This window comes from Clostridium manihotivorum (assembly GCF_004015185.1).
Taxonomy (GTDB): Bacteria; Bacillota; Clostridia; order Clostridiales; family Clostridiaceae; genus Clostridium_AR; species Clostridium_AR manihotivorum.
Genome location: NZ_CP025746.1, coordinates 3,471,639 through 3,488,714 on the forward strand (window position 1 = coordinate 3,471,639; position 17,076 = coordinate 3,488,714).

Below are 17,076 nucleotides of genomic sequence, written 5' to 3' on the forward strand. Positions count from 1 at the left end.
AAAATTTAAATATTTATAACAACTTAAACATTTAACAATATAAGAATTTATTGATAAAATGCGCCTTATGATGCTTTTATCAATAATTTCATTCTAAGTTTTGTCACTGAGCAAAGATCTTATATTGTTGATGAGTATTTATTGGTTTAAAAGCCGAAAAACAAGTAACTGGTTTTACTCTTAAACCATTTAGTCTTTCGGCTTCTTTTTATATTATAGTATAGTTTTTATTTCAATTATAATATTTCTTAATCACATTTGGGTAGGTTCTTTGCACAAGCTCATCTAAGCATCGGATGACTGACCACTTAATTTCAACACGGGCTTTAACAAAGAATATTATTTCTATCTTTTTGAGTTATGTTGCTCATTATTCTTAAAGTTATTATTTCCGTTTCTTTCTAATCTATCTCTATTTCCTTTAAAGTTTCCGTTGTTCCTATCTCTTACACTTATAATATCTCCAGACAAATTCTTCTGTATTTCTATTCTATCACCTACTTGTATATTACTTAATGAGGTTTGGAAGTTGCCAATATCTACAGTCTTAGTTGCAATGAAATTCGCAACAGTAACCTTGCTACCATCAACTTTAGTAACAGTACCCTCCACTTCAAATGCCAAAGAGAATGCTACTCTTAAAGCAATCACAAGAACTATTATAATTATTGCACCTGTGATAGTTTTTTTATTAAAAACTTTTTTACTAACTCCTCTTAATTTTTCACTTCTAACTAGCGCTCCGATCTTTTCTTTCATTGTTTTTCTCCTCTCAGAAATATTCTATAACCAAATTATAATATTTATATTTCTATAAGTTATAAGAGAAGTCATAAAGTTTCATTAAAATTCTCTAATAATTCGTAGGAGACTATTAAATCAGCTAGTTAAGTTTTAATGTAGAGATCTTTATATGTATAGCTCTCATTTATTTGGTTATAATATATAAAGCCTAGCAAACACACAAAAACACCCATGAAAAAATTAAGTAAAATTAATTGTTTCATGGGTGTTTCCATTATTAAAATATTTTTGTTGCACACCATTTATCGGTTGTACTTCAATAATGCTATACATTAAGTTAGCCAATGCCTATGACTTTGCTTCTTCTCTCCATAAGCATTACATCATGCCACTTTCCACTTGGCATCTTAGCAACTTTTTCTCTTATTCCGATTTCTCTAAACCCACATTTTTTATGGAGCTTTATACTTTTAGCATTATCTCTGATAATTCCGGAATATAATGTCCAAATGCCATTTTCTTCTGAGTGTTTTACCGCTTCCACCAATAGGGCACTCCCTAAGCCATTTCCTCTACTGTTTTCACTAATGTAAATACTCAATTCTGCAACTCCAGAATAACAAGGTCTGCTTGATGATGGGCTTAAGGCTACCCATCCTAGTACTTCATTGTTAAGACGAGCTACTAGCCTACAAAATTTATGATGTGCTTTATCCCATTCTTCATAGGTTGGAGCTTCACTTTGAAAAGTGGCTATTCCTGTTCTTATACCTTCTATATATATTTTTTTTACTTGCTCCCAATCTGATGGTTGCATTTGTTCTATTTCATATTCCATTTCAATACTCCTTCTTAAAGAAATTTACTAAGAGGAACCTTTCAAACCACATTTTGTGTTCTAAAATAAGCCTTAAAAATATAAATTTTAATCTTTTAAAGCATAATTATTATATCAATTAAAGTTGATCGTCTATCTTTAACTTACTTTTCACCATAAGCAACAAAAATACTTATACTAGCTTTTTCACAGCCACAGCTTGAAGAAGCACAGCAATTTCCTCCAACACAATCAACCACTACATTTTTCAATCCTGCTGCTAGAAACCAATTTTCTATAGCTTTTCGATCAAAGCCCATCCATTTATCCTGCTGTTCAGTTCTTAAGAATTCAAAGTTATGCTCATCTAAATCAGTGATTACTAACTTTCCACCTGGTTTAATTATTCTTACCATCTCTTTTATTGCTGCTAGAGGTTCTTCTACATGATGTAAAAACATATTTGCCATGGCATAGTCAACTGCTTCACTTTCAACTGGTAGTTTTTCAGCTTCTCCTTGAAGGCATTCAACGTCTCCAAAAGAATTAAACTTTTTCTTAATCTCTTCCAGCATTTCTTCTGACCTGTCTACTGCTATAACCTTTAGTCCCTTCTTTAGCAAGCCTTCTGTGATAAACCCAGTTCCAGCCCCTATATCTGCTGCAAGCTCACCATCTTTTACTTCTGCAACTTCATATGCTTTATCTCTAACTTCTGCGGTAAAGAATTCTTCTCTCATATTATCCCATTGGTTAGCTACTTCTTTAAAGTACAACTTACTATCCATTTCCCCATCTCCTTTACTACTCACAACATTCGCTTTTATCTATGGCAATTAAAAGCATCTCAATGCTTTCTAATACCTGGTCCTTTTTACCTTCTGGAAGATTATCATAGATTTTTTTAAAATATAAATTCATATCCTCTTCGATTTCTTCATATAGCTTCTGCCCTTTATCTGTTAGTGATATAGTTAGATACCGTCTATCTTGTGGATCAATATCTCTTTTAGCTAATTCATTTGAAACAAGATTGTTTACAGTTCTGCTCATGGTACTATTCTCAAGATTTAATACTTCTGCTAATTTGTTTAAGGAAATACTCTTAGCGCGTCCTATTTCAACCAAAGCATGACATTGAGATATACTTATACTACAGCAAGAAAAACCATTATCCTCTAAAATTCCAAGTTTCCTCTCAAGTACTCTTATAAGTTCTCGTAGCTGATTTGAATTATTTGTAAAGTTCATAAATAATTACCTCCTGTAATCATTGTACTATGCAATAGTTGCAAGTTGCAACTATCTTTCTATAATTTTTACAGCAACTTTTATCTAGGCGATCTTTTTACAGGAATTAAGTGCAATGCCAGTTAAAAGTACTTTCCTAAATTTAAAAAACACAAAAATTTAAGGAAAGTTATACAACTTCCCTTAAATTAATTATACTAAGCTCTATTAAAATATCTTTTTCTCCAATATAATGCCACGTTAACAAGACCAATCATAACAGGCACCTCTACAAGTGGACCTATAACTGCAGTGAAAGCTTCTTTCGATTCAATACCAAATACAGCAACGGCTACAGCAATAGCAAGTTCGAAATTGTTACTTGCAGCGGTAAATGCTAAGGTTGTAGTTTTCTTATAATCTATACCAGATTTATAACTTATAAAGAAGGATGCAGAAAACATGATTACAAAGTATATCAAAAGTGGAACTGCTACTTTTAAAACTTCTAAGGGTAGCTGTACAATATACTGGCCTTTATAAGTAAACATAACTATTATTGTAAATAATAACGCAATCAAAGCTAATGGACTGATTTTTGGTATAAACTTCTTTATATACCACTCTGATCCCATCATTGGCTCTAAGATTAGTCTAGTTAACATTCCTAATGCAAAAGGAATTCCTAGGTAAACCGCCACAGACCTAGCAACTTCACCCATGGAGATATTAACTTTGTACCCATTTAGTCCAAATACTGGCGGTAATACAGTAACAAAGATATAGGCAAAAACTGAATAGAATATAACCTGAAATATCGAGTTAAAAGCAACTAGTGCAGCTGCATATTCACTGTCTCCATCAGCTAAACTATTCCAAACTATAACCATTGCTATACATCTTGCAAGTCCTATCAGTATTAATCCAGTCATTAAAGCTGAATCTGATCTTAGAAAAACTATAGCAAGTATGAACATAAGCACAGGTCCTATGATCCAATTTTGAACTAAGGATAACCCTAATACTTTTGGATTTTTGAATACTTTTCCTAGTTCTTTATAATTTACCTTTGCTAGTGGCGGATACATCATAACAATTAATCCAACTGCGATAGGTATTGATGTACTTCCAACAGATAGATTTGTTAACACTTTTGATAATTCCGGTACTGCCCAGCCTAAGGTAATACCTAAAGCCATGGCAAGAAAAATCCATAATGTAAGATATCTATCAAGCAACGATAGTCTTAATTTACTTTTCAAATAAACTCACCCTTTTTAACAATGTTTTTTATTTCTTCACTTTTCCATTCTATAACTGCATAGTTACCATTGGAGATATCATTTACTTTATTAATCCAATGTACTTCATTATTTGCTTTTACCCTTAAGATATCATTGGTTGTATTGGCAGCATACAAACTTGAGTTGACAGCCCACCATTTGCTGCTTATTCCAGCACGACTTAAGTCTTCTTCTAGTCTCATTGCTTCATAAACTGGTGTAGGCTCTGCCAAAGTTACAATCACGACTTCGGTTTTACTTGAATCTCTAAGCTTAGGTAATAGTTTTTTAACTGCTTCAGGAGTATCCCCTTGTGATCTAGATATTTCTTTATTATAGCTTTCTGTAGAATCTAAAAGCAGAAGAGTATGCCCTGTTGGAGCAGTATCTATAACCACTACCTCATCTTCAGATCTTTCAACTATCTCAGCAAAAGCCCTAAAAACAGCTATTTCTTGTGTACATGGCGATCTTAAATCTTCTTCAATATACTCTATATCTTCCTCAGTCATAGTTTCTCTAGCTTTACTTAATACTTCTTCTCTATACCTTTCAAGCTCTTTCTTTTCATCTATATTACTTAAGGTTAGGCCTTCACCACCATCTAATACAAATTTCAAGTGAGCTGCAGGATCTGTAGTAGTAAGATGAACCTTTTTACCTTTTTCAGCTAAACCTAATGCAATAGCAGCTGCAATAGTAGTCTTGCCTACTCCCCCTTTTCCCATGGTAAATATAACTTTTTTATCTGAAGTATATAAATCATCAATGATATCTTTTAGAGCTAGTATATTGTCTGCTTTAAGCTCCTGGTTGCTTAGTTTAATTTTATCCTCCACCAAAAAAGCTCTTACATTATCTAGCCCTGTAATATTGTAAGGCCTTAGTGGAATCTCATAGGTCTTAAGATCTTTTAGCTCTGCTGGGATGTTCTTAATCGCTTTTTGCTGTTTTTCATATATACTATTTGATAAAGCATCATCTACCTTTTTTAGAATTCCGTTTATAATCAGCATTTGGTTGTTAACACCTATTTCTTTAAGCTCTCTAGAAGCTCTTTCTGCCTCTATTAGAGGTGTAAGCTCTGGTCTTGAAACCAATATAAGCGTAGTTAATTTACCATCGGACAGTGTTTTTACTGCATCTTTATATACTTCTTTCTTATCTTCTAAGCCTGCCAGTTGGCCAAGACAGGAAGCACCATGGTTACTTTCGCTTATGAAATTGCTCCAAGCAGAAGGAAGCTGAAGCATTCTTAAAGTATGTCCTGTTGGTGCTGTATCAAATATTATATGATCAAACTCTCTTTGTATATTTTCATCAGTTATAAAGTTTGTAAATTCATTAAAGGCAGCAATTTCAACAGTGCAGGAACCTGAAAGCTGCTCCTCCATATTTTTTATAACCACCTCTGGAAGTTTACCTCTATATGGACCAACAACACTTTCCTTGTATTCATTTGCAGCGTCAATAGGATTAAAATTTGCCACCATAAGATTAGGGACTTCTTCTATCCTAACCCCTTTATTGTTTAATTCTCTATTAAAAACATCCTGAAGATTTGATGCAGGATCTGTACTAACTAACATAACTTTCTTTTCTTGATCCGCTAAAAGCATAGCAGTAGCACAAGCAGTTGAGGTTTTACCAACTCCACCTTTACCAGTAAAAAACAGATATTTAGTTAGTTCTATTTCCTTTGGATTAAATAACTTTGACATATTTAATTTTCCTTTCATTTATGAAGACGTATTTTATATTCGTGGATCTTTACCATTGATATGGCATTCATAAATAATTAATCAGGTTATAAACTCAAAGCTATCTCTTTTTTATTTGAAGTTTTAGGTAATTCTCAGGAATATCTAACATCGAACAAAATTCTTCATTAGTTGGATAAGCCTTAGTTTTTACAACCACTCCTTCAACCATTGTAACTGGTAAAATATCTATACCATCACTATTTAGCAGTTCATTAATTTCTTTATTATCTAAGAAAGCTTGAGGATTATTAGTCAGATTATATCTTTCCACTATAATACCTCTGCTCTTTAAGTTGTTAAGTACAGTAGCTACTCTCAAAAGCTCAGGATCAATACTTGGTCCACATACTCCTGTTGAGCAACACATAGCTGGATCAAAAATTATCATTTTTTTCATAACATCTATCTCCTTTTTATTTGCACTGGCATTTAGCCTTGTCTTTGCAGATACAATCATCTGTATCAGTTATTAGGTTCATAATAAATAGCATCAATTTATTACAATTCTTATTATTTAAAGAATAATGATTCCATTGGCCTTCCTTACGGCTATTAATTAGACCGCAATCTATCAGCACTTTCATATGATGAGAAAGTGTTGGCTGGGTAAGATCAAAATGTTCAAGTATATCACAAGCACATTTCTCACCACAGGATAAAATATCGATTATTTTTAATCTGTTTGGATCTGAAAGCGCCTTAATTATCTTTGCATTTTCATTGTAATCAAGCTTCAATTTATCACCTCATATATTGATATTCATCTATATACTAATATATATATTATTCATCAACATGTCAATTATACAGTTATAAGAACAACTTCAAAAAATAAATTGATATATATCTATATATAGCATTATTTCATTCAAAGGTTACAAATTAATTTAGGTAGTATTTTAGAAGTTTTCAATGTTATTATGTTTACATATAGATATGTAACCTTGGTGACAAAACTTTCATTTTATACTATTACTAATAAGCAGAACAACCCTTAATCACTTCATCTCTATCATTAAAAATCATAAAGTTCCTATTAGAAAATAGATGTAAGATATCTGTAGTAAATATATATATTGGTTATAAAATATAAGGACTATACTTCCTATAAATAAGAAATATAGTCCTTATATTATTCATATTGGCAATTTATCGTATTCCATACTATTTGTTGAATAAACTCAGCTTCTTTTTTAGGAATATCATAAAGCACCTTGTTATTTACCTTAATTTCATTTGGTAATCCTATAGGGCTTCTTTTTAATATTACACTGTAAAATGCACAAGCCACCAAGTAGGAGCCAGTAGGATTAGCATGTTGTCCATCAATGTCGTATAATTCAAGCTCTGGTTTTGAAGATAGAGCCTTCTGCCAAGCTATGCCAGCTGGACAAAGCAAACCATTGATTTCCTTAGCAAATTCAATGTATGCTTCTGTCATTATCTTTTGATTTTCCGGTTTGGCCTTTTCGGCCCAAGTCATGTAAGCAATAGGAGTTGCTTCAGTTTTACTAATGAATTCATAAATTGCTTTTCCATCTTGAAGTAACGACTCCTTACCACCTTTAAAAGGATGTGCTACTTGCTGCATAACTACAAAATCATAATTACCATAAAGAATATTAAATCTTATTTCTGGCTCATCCTTATGCTCTCCTAAACTTTTTCCTGGATGAGCAATCATCACTGGTTCAATCCTATGACTTGCATCCGATTGCTCTGATAGATACTTAAGCATATAAAGCATATCATTATAATAAGTATGGCTATTGCCAATAAAAAGCACCTTGTAGATATCATTTTTCATGATATTACCTCCAAATCTTATATTCAAACTTTGCTGAAAATGGTTTTTTAACAGCAACTATGACTAATTTAAATCATTGATTCTGTTAAAGTGACGTGTTGAACATAGTCTAATGATGAAATAACCTCACATTAGTAAATGCCATTGCTATATTGTATTTATCACAGGTTTCTATAACATTATCATCTCTTATCGATCCACCAGTTTGTGCAATATAAGCCACCCCGCTTTTTACTGCACGTTCTATATTATCTCCAAAAGGGAAAAATGCATCTGATCCTAAAGCTACATCCTTTAAATTCTGTAGCCATTCTTTCTTCTCTTCTTTAGTTAATACATCAGGCTTCTCTATGAAAATATCCTGCCAGGCCTCATCAGATAATATATCCATATAATCCTCTGAAATATAGATGTCTATGGCATTGTCTCTGTCTGCCCTTTTTATACCAGGTTTAAAAGGAAGATTTAAAACCTTAGGATTTTGTCTTAGAAACCAGATATCTGCCTTATTTCCTGCTAATCTAGTACAATGAATTCTAGATTGTTGCCCTGCGCCAATCCCAATTGCCTGACCATCTTTTACATAACAAACAGAGTTGGATTGAGTGTATTTTAAAGTTATAAGGGCTATAATCAAATCTCTCTTTGCATTGCCTGGCAATAGCTTATTTTGAGTAGGTAGATTTGTTAATAAATCCTCTGATATTTTTACATCATTTCGTTTTTGCTCAAAAGTCACTCCATATACCTCTTTTGTTTCTACTTCATTAGGTATATAGTTTTCATCAATTTGAATAATTAGATAATTACCTTTACGCTTACTTTTTAATATATCTAATGCCACTTTAGAATATGCTGGTGCAATTATACCGTCTGACACTTCACTTGAGAGAAACTTTGCAGTCTGCTCATCACATTCATCAGATAAAGCTACAAAATCTCCATAAGAGGACATTCTATCAGCACCTCTTGCTCTAACATATGCAGTAGCAATATCAGATAACTCTGTTTCCTCAACAAAATAGGCTTTTCTCAATACTTCAGTAAGTTTCACCGCTACACCAACTCCAGCTGGACTAACATGCTTAAAAGAAGCCGCAGCTGCAAGTCCTGTAGCCGCTTTTAATTCCTTTACTAACTGCCAGCCATTCAAGGCATCCAATAGATTGATGTAACCAGCACTTCCATTGATTATTTTTATAGGCAAGTCACCTTCCTTCACAAATATTCTTGCTGGTTTTTGATTAGGGTTACATCCGTACTTTAATTCTAATTCCTTCATTTTTGTCATTACACTCCTTTTCTAATTATTGATTTTTGACTTATATTAGCATTTAAGGCTTCTCAGAATAAATCTCTATGCATTTAATGTTGTACAATAGTAATAGATTTAATAAAGCTAGATTCTTCAGTAACTTTTTTACACATTAGTTTTGCAAATGACTAGGGAAAACTGGCATGCGAATGATAATTCTTTTTTACTACTTTTCTTTAAAAATCGCCCTAAACCCTTAATATTACTAGTTTTTCCTAATATAAACTAATACTATTGTATACAGTAAAAAAAGCCCACTATCCGGACTTTTTGCCCAGACGGTCGGCTTTTATTGTTATACTTCATGTGGTTTATTCCACTTCCGTCAGTCGTATAACCTATATGTAAAAAATATCATTATATTGTAAAAATGTCAATTTATTTTTGTTGATCAATAACCTGAATTTTATAGCAAAACAAATCATTCTAAACTTTCTAAGAACTCTGTTACCTCTTTACTATTCCCTCTAAATATTATATTTCTATTAGTTTTGTCTAAAGAGTGCTTATACATAGGATCATAATAATTATTTAAGAATAGTTCTATCCAATTTCTATGTCTATCAAATCTGTTAGTACTTATTTGATCTTTATAGGCAGCTTTTAGTTCTTCTATTAACAGCTTCATCCTGTCACCGCCAATTTTAGATTGAACTCTCTCCATACTAGCTAACATATCATTTAACCAATTTTCTAAAGCTAAAGACTTATCTTTCAATACATCAAAGTGATTTCTTTGTCCCTTTACCACATATTCCTCTAATATATTTTCCACTCTCTCTTCCAAGGTACAATCTAGAAAAACAACATCTCCACCTTGAAAGTGGTTATAAAAATCCTTTGGTATAAAGCTTTTACCAATATTCTTACTTTCATCCTCTAGAATCATATATTTATAATTTCTAGCCTCATGCTTGATTACGCCATAAGCTAAATTATTTTCAAAGTTTATTTGTGTAGGCTGTGGTGTAATAAAATGCCCAAAAGTTGAACCTCTATGGTTTGCAAGTCCCTCTAAATCAATTGCATTAGAGAGTTTATTTAATAATATAGTCTTTCCAGAGCCTGTATATCCAGTCAATACTAGAGGCATTGAGTTAATATTTTTAGGATTTAGAGATTCAATAAGATAATTACGAAAAGCCTTGTAACCTCCATCAAGTTTCACCATATCCTGCCCCGTTGCTTCATATATCCAGTTCTGAGCAATAGTTGATCTTGATCCACCTCTAAAACAATAAATCATTGTGTTAGGGTCATTTTTAAGACAATTTACCCATGAATTCACTCTTTCAGCTTTTATATTTCCTGATACAAGCTTATAACCGAGCCTAGTAGCTTCATCATTTCCTTTTTCTTTATAGCAAATTCCTATAATATGTCTCTCTTCATTGGACAGTATAGGCAGATTTATTGAATTTAACATAGCTCCTTTTTCATATTCAATTGGAGCTCTAACATCTATCAGTTTTGTATCATTTAGTACTATACTTTTAAAGTCATTAGTTATGCTTAATTTCTTCAACTGTTGTTACCCTTCTATTAATCTTTCTAAGTTATTCTAACTATTATAAATTATATAATGATATATAACATTTTACAAATTTCTATGAATTCTGCATCTATTATATAGCTATATTAGCAAGTCTTACATTTTAACTACTGAATTTCTGATTTTTCATTTATAATTATGTATATGAAGATAAGTTACTTCTAGCTTAAGGTTTAATTTAAAATAGATCTTTTTATAGAGTTCCAACTTTAACTGTTAAGTTTTCGTAATGGCACTCTATATATACCAATGTAAAACTGAATTTTGAACTCTTCTCTTTATAATTTATAGAAGCTTTGAAAGTAGTTTTTCAATTAAGATTTGTAATTTTTAATGGTATATATAACTTTATCTTGATTATTGACAATTATCATAACTTTAATCAGTGGTATTTTCATATAAAAAAATGGAGGACAATAAAATGAAAGATAATATTAAACTAACTTCTTTAACTAAAACTTCAGGTTGTGCAGCTAAGATAGGTCCTGGTGTTTTGGATAATGTTCTTAAAAATTTACCCAAATTCGAAGATTCTAACCTATTAGTAGGCTTTGATAAAAAAGATGATGCGCTTGTTTATAAGGTATCGGAGGATAAGGTAGTAATACAAACTGTGGATTTTTTCCCACCTATGGTTGATGATCCTTATACCTTCGGACAGATAGCCGCTGCAAATGCATTAAGTGATATATATGCCATGGGCGGCAATCCAGCTATAGCTATGAATTTATTATGCTTTCCTTCTTGCCTTGATGCATCAATAATGCACGACATATTAGCTGGAGGCTATAATAAAGTACAAGAAGCTGGAGCAATTATTGCTGGAGGACATACCATTGCAGATCCTACACCTAAGTACGGCCTTTGTGTTACTGGATTCGCAAATCCTAATGATATCATAACTAATAGTGGTGCCAAAACCGGTGATGTACTTGTATTAACAAAACCACTTGGTATAGGGATTTTAAATACGGCAGCTAAAGCAGAGCTATTAAGTAATGAAGAAATAAAACAATTAACTAATACAATGATTGAACTAAACAAATACGCAAAGGAAGCTTTTGCTAGTTTAAAAGTAAATGCCTGCACCGATATTACTGGCTTCAGCTTAATAGGTCATGGTTATGAAATGGCCAGTGGAAGCAACAAAACCATTGAAATCTTTAGCGATAAAGTACCTATACTACCAAAGGCTTTAGAATATGCTAAGATGGGTATAATCCCAGAAGGAATGTATAATAACCAGGATTATTTAAAAGATAGCTTTAAACCATTATCCAATATTTCCCAAGAAATACACGACGTCCTTCTTGACCCTCAAACATCTGGCGGACTATTACTATCTATGCCAGAAAAGGAGGCTAAAGAATATTTGTCTAGAATGGAATGTTATACTCCATGGGCTAGAATCATTGGTCAGGTAAGTGATAAAAAGGATTATTCTATTATAATAAGATAGTTAATGCATATTTCATTAGAGACTTTAAATTATTGAAAAGTCTATATACTATTTCAGTATGTGAAATAAAGACCAAAGAGTTCCTAAATCCAACTTAATCTATGCTTGCTAGAAAATCATGCACCTATGAGTTTTATGCATGTGTAAATTGATAGTTGGGCTAGGAACTCTATATTATTTTTCTAATCAATAAGGCTTTATAAAAACTTAAGGCTGAAAATAAGACTAAAGATCATACTATAGTACTTATTTTCAGCCTTACTCCATTATAAAGTTATCACCTTGCTTGCAGACTTCATGTATTCAACAATTGCATACATATTACTTACTTGCCCCACAGACACCTTTTCTTTCAAACCATAGAAATCAAGGCAAGCTCCACAAATCAATAAGTCAACACCAGCTTCTTCTAACTTCTTCAAGTGTTCTGCCGCTTGATCATTTAATGTTGGAACCTTTACTCCATCGTTCATAAACAGTATGGCCTTTGGATAGTCCTCTGACTCCGATACCGTATAAAAGAACATCTTCATCAAGGATTGGCCAAGCTCTTCATCTCCAACACCAATTGTGCTTTTATTTACAAACACGCACCAATCTCCAAGAGGCTTTCTGTTCTCTACTTTATTAATTACCTCTTGGCAGTCTTCACATCCATTGGAAAATCTAACATTAAAATCACCATTAGCTTCTTCTATACTCACCTGAAAACCTTGACTATTAGCAAATTTCCTTAGGTTTTCCACCGCAATCTTATTGTCAACTTGAACTGTAAAGAACTTTCCACCCTGTTCAATTTCTTTCTTCGCCATTATAACAGGCATCGGACAGTTTTTTCCTCTTGCATCTATGTTTTTACTCATCCTATTCACCTTTCAGGAAATATTATATTCCTATTAATTATACACTATATCATCTACTTAATTAAACCACCGAAGCTCTAATTTAACTCTTCATATGTACATTTTAAGAATACTCTAGGTTTTCATTGCCAAAACTCAAAGAGAATCTGGCAGCTAACACCTACATGACTGTTGTAGTATTATTTTTAACTCCATATGTCTATGTATTAAATAATTGTTGTTAAAAATAATGATAAATTTAGTAGCTTGAAAATATTGATTTTTCCTAATTGAGGAAAGCCTAGTAGTAATTATTCTAACTCTATAGATCTATGTGTTAAATAAATGTTGGTGAATATATTTTGTGGCTTCTTAACAAATATTGTAAGCATAAAAAAGTAAGTCTATGTTAAAGAATAGTGTTTATAAATAACCATTTTTTAAGGGAACTCATTTTGAATTCTCTTTTGACCATACTCTAAAGTACATTACTGATTATTTACTATAAATAATTTCAATGTCTCCATCAACAAATCCTATGCCTATCGCTGATACATCTTTAAGGATATTGCCATTTTTACCTTCATCAAGATATCTATTTACCATACTTGTAATGTAATCCAAACCTTTTTCCCAAGGCTTAATGTCTTCTGTTCTTCGAATATAGCAAATATCTTCACCGGTTGTAAAATAATCAGTACAAGTCCAATCAGAATCAGCTTCATCAAACTCGTCAGAACCAATTAACTGAATATCATAAGTTTCTTCTGCTCCTTCATATAAATTGAAGTTAAAAGCAATAATCCCCTTAGGCAACTTCTGTTCTAAAGTCTTATTTAACCAATCAGAAAAAAGTTTAAAATTATCTATTTGTTCATTTGTAACACTCATTTTTTTACCTCCGATTATTAACAATTCTTGTATATTATTAGCATTATATTTAGTATACAGAGTAATATTTAAAATATCAATTTTTCAACATGCCTATACATAAATTGCATTGCTTGCTCTAACTTCCAACACGCTACCGTTTTTTTCAGCACCTATGAAGGTTTTAATTGCGTCTAACATTTTATGCCTCCACTAAAATGATAAGATATGCTTATTTCAACTTCTTTAGCATATTTTTTATGGAATAACCATTTATCATATACTTAGTATATTGTATCAATCGTTTAACATCTTTCTTCCAATTGTGCTCTGGACAAAATATAATATCAGTAAAAGTTTTTCGGAAAGTTTTACTGATGCATCTTTTTTCTCTGAATGTATGTGAAGAAATTCTAGCAGATAAATTTTTTTTATTTTTTGTTTGTCCTAAATATCTCCACCAAGGCCTTAATATTACTAGTTTTAGCTAAGAAAAAATTTTATCTTGTCTATATAGTAAAAAAAGGCGCTGACAAACATTTTGTTCATCAACACCTTCTAGCTTTAATGTCTTGTATTATTTAAGACCTTTCCATGTCCAGTTGGCTATTTCTGGAAGATCTATTCCGTTTGCATGTACAAACTTAGTATGAGTGTCTAACTTTTCGTTCATTTCTTGTATAATGTAAGCTCCCTTGTTACCTAATTGTGGTAAGTGGTAGATTGCATCCTTAACAAGGTTGAAACGATCTAATTGATTCATAACACGCATATCGAAGCCAGTTGTGATTTCACCCTTATCTCTGTAACCATGAACAGAAACATTGTGGTTAGCACGTTTGAAGAATAAAGTATCAACTAAGTTTTCATAACCGTGGAAACCGAATATTATTGGCTTATCTTTTGTAAAGATCATATCGAACTCTGCATCAGATATACCATGTTCATAAGTTTCTGGAGATTGTAACTTTAATAAGTCAACTATATTTACAAATCTTATCTTTAATTCTGGAAGATAATCATGTAATAATTGAACAGCAGCTAAACCTTCAAGAGTTGGAGTATCACCAGCTGTTGCAAATATGATATCAGGTTCTTGACCCTTGTCAGTACTTGCCCATTCTACTATTCCTAAACCGTTGTTAACTAGATATTCAGCTTCATCAATAGTGAACCATTGTTGTCTTGGGTGCTTTGAAGCTGTTAATATATTAACTTGGTTAGTGCTTCTTAATGATTTATCAAATGCTACAAGTAATGAGTTAGCATCTGCTGGTAAATATTCATGGATTAATCCAGAGTTCTTGTCAGCTAAGTGTCCTAACATACCTGGGTCTTGGTGAGTATAACCATTATGGTCTTGTTGCCAGATATGAGAAGTCATTATTAAGTTTAATGATGCTATCTTAGTTCTCCATGAAATTTCTTCACATTGGTTTAACCATTTAAAGTGTTGTGTAACCATTGAATCTACAACACGTAGGAATGACTCATAGCTGTGGATGAAACCGTGACGACCAGTTAATAAGTAAGCTTCTAAAGCACCTTCAGCTATATGCTCACTTAACATTGAATCCAATACACGTCCATCTGGAGCTAAGAATTCATCATAAGGTTCGTTGATTTCTCCAACCCATTGACGGCTTGTTTCTTCAAACATTGCATATAAACGGTTTGAAGCAGCTTCGTCTGGACTGAATACTCTGAAATTACGTTCCTTTTTGTTTAATTTCATTACGTCACGTACATAGTTACCTAAAACTAGCATATCTTGTGCAACGTTCTTACCTTTTTCTGAGTTGTCTATAGCATACTCACGGTAGTTTGGTAAACGTAAATCTTTCATTATGTTTCCGCCGTTTGCAGCAGGGTTGCAAGCCATACGTCTGTTACCCTTAGGCATAATTTCAGCTATTTCATCAACTAACTTACCATCTTCAGTGAATAATTCTTCTGGACGGTAGCTGTTCATCCAAGCAGCAAAATCATCTGCATATTCCATATGCTTTCTATCGAAAGGAATTGGAACTTGGTGAGCACAGAATGAACCTTCGATTGGGCTTCCGTTTAATTCCTTAGGGCCTGTCCATCCTTTAGGTGTTCTGTTAAGTATAACTGGCCACTTAGGTCTAGACATATCATTGTTTTCTATTGCATTTTTCTTTATAGTTAAGATCTTTTCTATAGCTTCATCCATCTTTTCAGCCATTATACGGTGAGTTAATTCAGGATCAGTACCTTCAACAAATATTGGATCCCATCCTAAGCCTTCGAAATACTTTTGTAATTCTTCATCAGTCATTTTTGCCATTATTGTAGGGTTACTGATCTTGAATCCGTTTAAATATAGTATTGGTAAAACAACACCATCTGTTGCAGGGTTTATAAATTTGTTTAATTGCCATGATGCAGCTAATGGACCTGTTTCAGCTTCACCATCACCAACTACTACTGCAGCTATTAGATCAGGGTTATCTAATATAGCACCATATCCATGAACTAATGAATAACCTAGTTCTCCACCTTCATGTATTGAACCTGGAGCTTGAGGAGTTGCATGTGAACCAATTCCACCTGAGAAGGAGAATTGCTTGTACAATTTTGATAATCCTGGTATGTCTTGAGTTATTTCAGGATATATGTCGCTATAGCTTCCATCTAAGTAAGAGTTAGAAACCATAACTTGTCCACCGTGACCTGGACCTGATATGTATAACATATTTAAATCATATTTATTAATAACACGGTTTAAGTGCGCATAAATAAAGTTTTGTCCAGCAATTGTACCCCAGTGACCAAAAACAGCATTTTTAACATGTTCTGGCTTTAGTGGTTCCTTTAGTAAAGGATTGCCCATTAGATACAATTGACCAACTGATATAAAATTAGCAGCTCTCCAATATGCATCTACCTTTTTAAGATAACTCTCAGAAGAATAATCAAAGTCTTTCATTCTATATAATCTCCTTTATATATATTTTTTCACTTAGCAAGTTTATTTAATTGCTGCATGAAATTATTAGCTAATTTAAATGTCGATGATAATCAATTAAATGTACGTACAATATATAATATACTAAGTCTTAAAAGCTAGTAATTACCATCGACAATATTCTAAAATAAATAAATTCATTGGTTTGAATTCATTTTAGAAGCATATTTAAATAATGTAATTTCCTTTTTATGATGTTGAGTTTGCTACATGTAGGTACAATGTCTTTGTATTTCACTCAAATCATCAATAAAAGCAGTACAACTCTTGTTCATTATTTAACAATATTATAATAAAGCTTTTTAGCATAAATTTCAATAGATTTTACTAACTTTTTTATATAAATACAAATCTTTTTAGTTTTTTCTAAAATAAATCAATAATAATGGAACTGTTTACAAA

15 protein-coding genes and 1 riboswitch are annotated in these 17,076 nt (G+C 32.2%); of the genes, 1 reads left to right on the plus strand and 14 read right to left on the minus strand.

Annotated elements, in window-relative coordinates; all coding sequences use genetic code 11:
• Positions 1-345: 345 nt before the first annotated feature.
• From C1I91_RS15775 to mnmH, 11 genes are all read right to left on the minus strand, one after another.
• Positions 346-759 carry a hypothetical protein gene (locus C1I91_RS15775; RefSeq protein WP_128213718.1) on the minus strand — a complete coding sequence of 138 codons (414 nt, stop codon included), beginning with the start codon at positions 757-759 and terminating at the stop codon, positions 346-348.
• Between the two features lie 322 nt (positions 760-1,081).
• Complete coding sequence (locus tag C1I91_RS15780) at positions 1,082-1,582, minus strand: GNAT family N-acetyltransferase (protein ID WP_128213719.1); 501 nt, start codon at positions 1,580-1,582, stop codon at positions 1,082-1,084.
• A gap of 143 nt (positions 1,583-1,725) precedes the next feature.
• Complete coding sequence (locus tag C1I91_RS15785) at positions 1,726-2,349, minus strand: class I SAM-dependent methyltransferase (RefSeq protein ID WP_128213720.1); 624 nt, start codon at positions 2,347-2,349, stop codon at positions 1,726-1,728.
• Positions 2,350-2,365: 16 nt separating this feature from the next.
• Positions 2,366-2,812: a MarR family winged helix-turn-helix transcriptional regulator gene (locus C1I91_RS15790; protein ID WP_128213721.1), complete on the minus strand. Its 447-nt coding sequence runs from the start codon at positions 2,810-2,812 to the stop codon at positions 2,366-2,368.
• A gap of 197 nt (positions 2,813-3,009) precedes the next feature.
• Complete coding sequence (arsB, locus tag C1I91_RS15795; RefSeq protein WP_238476047.1) at positions 3,010-3,990, minus strand: ACR3 family arsenite efflux transporter; 981 nt, start codon at positions 3,988-3,990, stop codon at positions 3,010-3,012.
• Positions 3,991-4,049: 59 nt separating this feature from the next.
• Positions 4,050-5,795: an arsenical pump-driving ATPase gene (arsA, locus tag C1I91_RS15800; protein ID WP_128216014.1), complete on the minus strand. Its 1,746-nt coding sequence runs from the start codon at positions 5,793-5,795 to the stop codon at positions 4,050-4,052.
• Positions 5,796-5,895: 100 nt separating this feature from the next.
• Positions 5,896-6,234, minus strand: a complete 339-nt coding sequence (gene arsD, locus C1I91_RS15805; protein ID WP_128213723.1) for an arsenite efflux transporter metallochaperone ArsD — start codon at positions 6,232-6,234, stop codon at positions 5,896-5,898.
• Between the two features lie 16 nt (positions 6,235-6,250).
• Positions 6,251-6,574 carry an ArsR/SmtB family transcription factor gene (locus C1I91_RS15810; protein WP_128213724.1) on the minus strand — a complete coding sequence of 108 codons (324 nt, stop codon included), beginning with the start codon at positions 6,572-6,574 and terminating at the stop codon, positions 6,251-6,253.
• A gap of 395 nt (positions 6,575-6,969) precedes the next feature.
• Positions 6,970-7,644, minus strand: coding sequence for an SGNH/GDSL hydrolase family protein (locus tag C1I91_RS15815; RefSeq protein ID WP_128213725.1), 675 nt, complete (start codon positions 7,642-7,644; stop codon positions 6,970-6,972).
• 109 nt (positions 7,645-7,753) lie between these two features.
• Positions 7,754-8,926 carry a phosphoribosylaminoimidazolecarboxamide formyltransferase gene (locus C1I91_RS15820; RefSeq protein ID WP_128213726.1) on the minus strand — a complete coding sequence of 391 codons (1,173 nt, stop codon included), beginning with the start codon at positions 8,924-8,926 and terminating at the stop codon, positions 7,754-7,756.
• Between the two features lie 298 nt (positions 8,927-9,224).
• A riboswitch (ZMP/ZTP riboswitch) is annotated at positions 9,225-9,302 on the minus strand.
• 78 nt (positions 9,303-9,380) lie between these two features.
• Positions 9,381-10,484, minus strand: coding sequence for a tRNA 2-selenouridine(34) synthase MnmH (gene mnmH / locus C1I91_RS15825; protein WP_128213727.1), 1,104 nt, complete (start codon positions 10,482-10,484; stop codon positions 9,381-9,383).
• 448 nt (positions 10,485-10,932) lie between these two features.
• Between mnmH and selD the strand changes: the two genes are divergently transcribed.
• Positions 10,933-11,970 carry a selenide, water dikinase SelD gene (gene selD, locus C1I91_RS15830; RefSeq protein WP_128213728.1) on the plus strand — a complete coding sequence of 346 codons (1,038 nt, stop codon included), beginning with the start codon at positions 10,933-10,935 and terminating at the stop codon, positions 11,968-11,970.
• Between the two features lie 266 nt (positions 11,971-12,236).
• Here the strand turns inward: selD and yedF are convergent, their stop codons facing one another.
• From yedF to C1I91_RS15845, 3 genes are all read right to left on the minus strand, one after another.
• A complete protein-coding gene (gene yedF, locus C1I91_RS15835) occupies positions 12,237-12,833 on the minus strand; it encodes a sulfurtransferase-like selenium metabolism protein YedF (protein WP_128213729.1) in 597 nt (198 codons plus the stop codon).
• Positions 12,834-13,307: 474 nt separating this feature from the next.
• Positions 13,308-13,703: a hypothetical protein gene (locus C1I91_RS15840; RefSeq protein WP_128213730.1), complete on the minus strand. Its 396-nt coding sequence runs from the start codon at positions 13,701-13,703 to the stop codon at positions 13,308-13,310.
• A 556-nt stretch (positions 13,704-14,259) separates the two neighbouring features.
• Positions 14,260-16,635 (minus strand): phosphoketolase family protein, encoded by a 2,376-nt coding sequence (locus tag C1I91_RS15845; RefSeq protein WP_128213731.1) that lies wholly within the window; start codon positions 16,633-16,635, stop codon positions 14,260-14,262.
• Between the last annotated feature and the right edge of the window lie 441 nt (positions 16,636-17,076).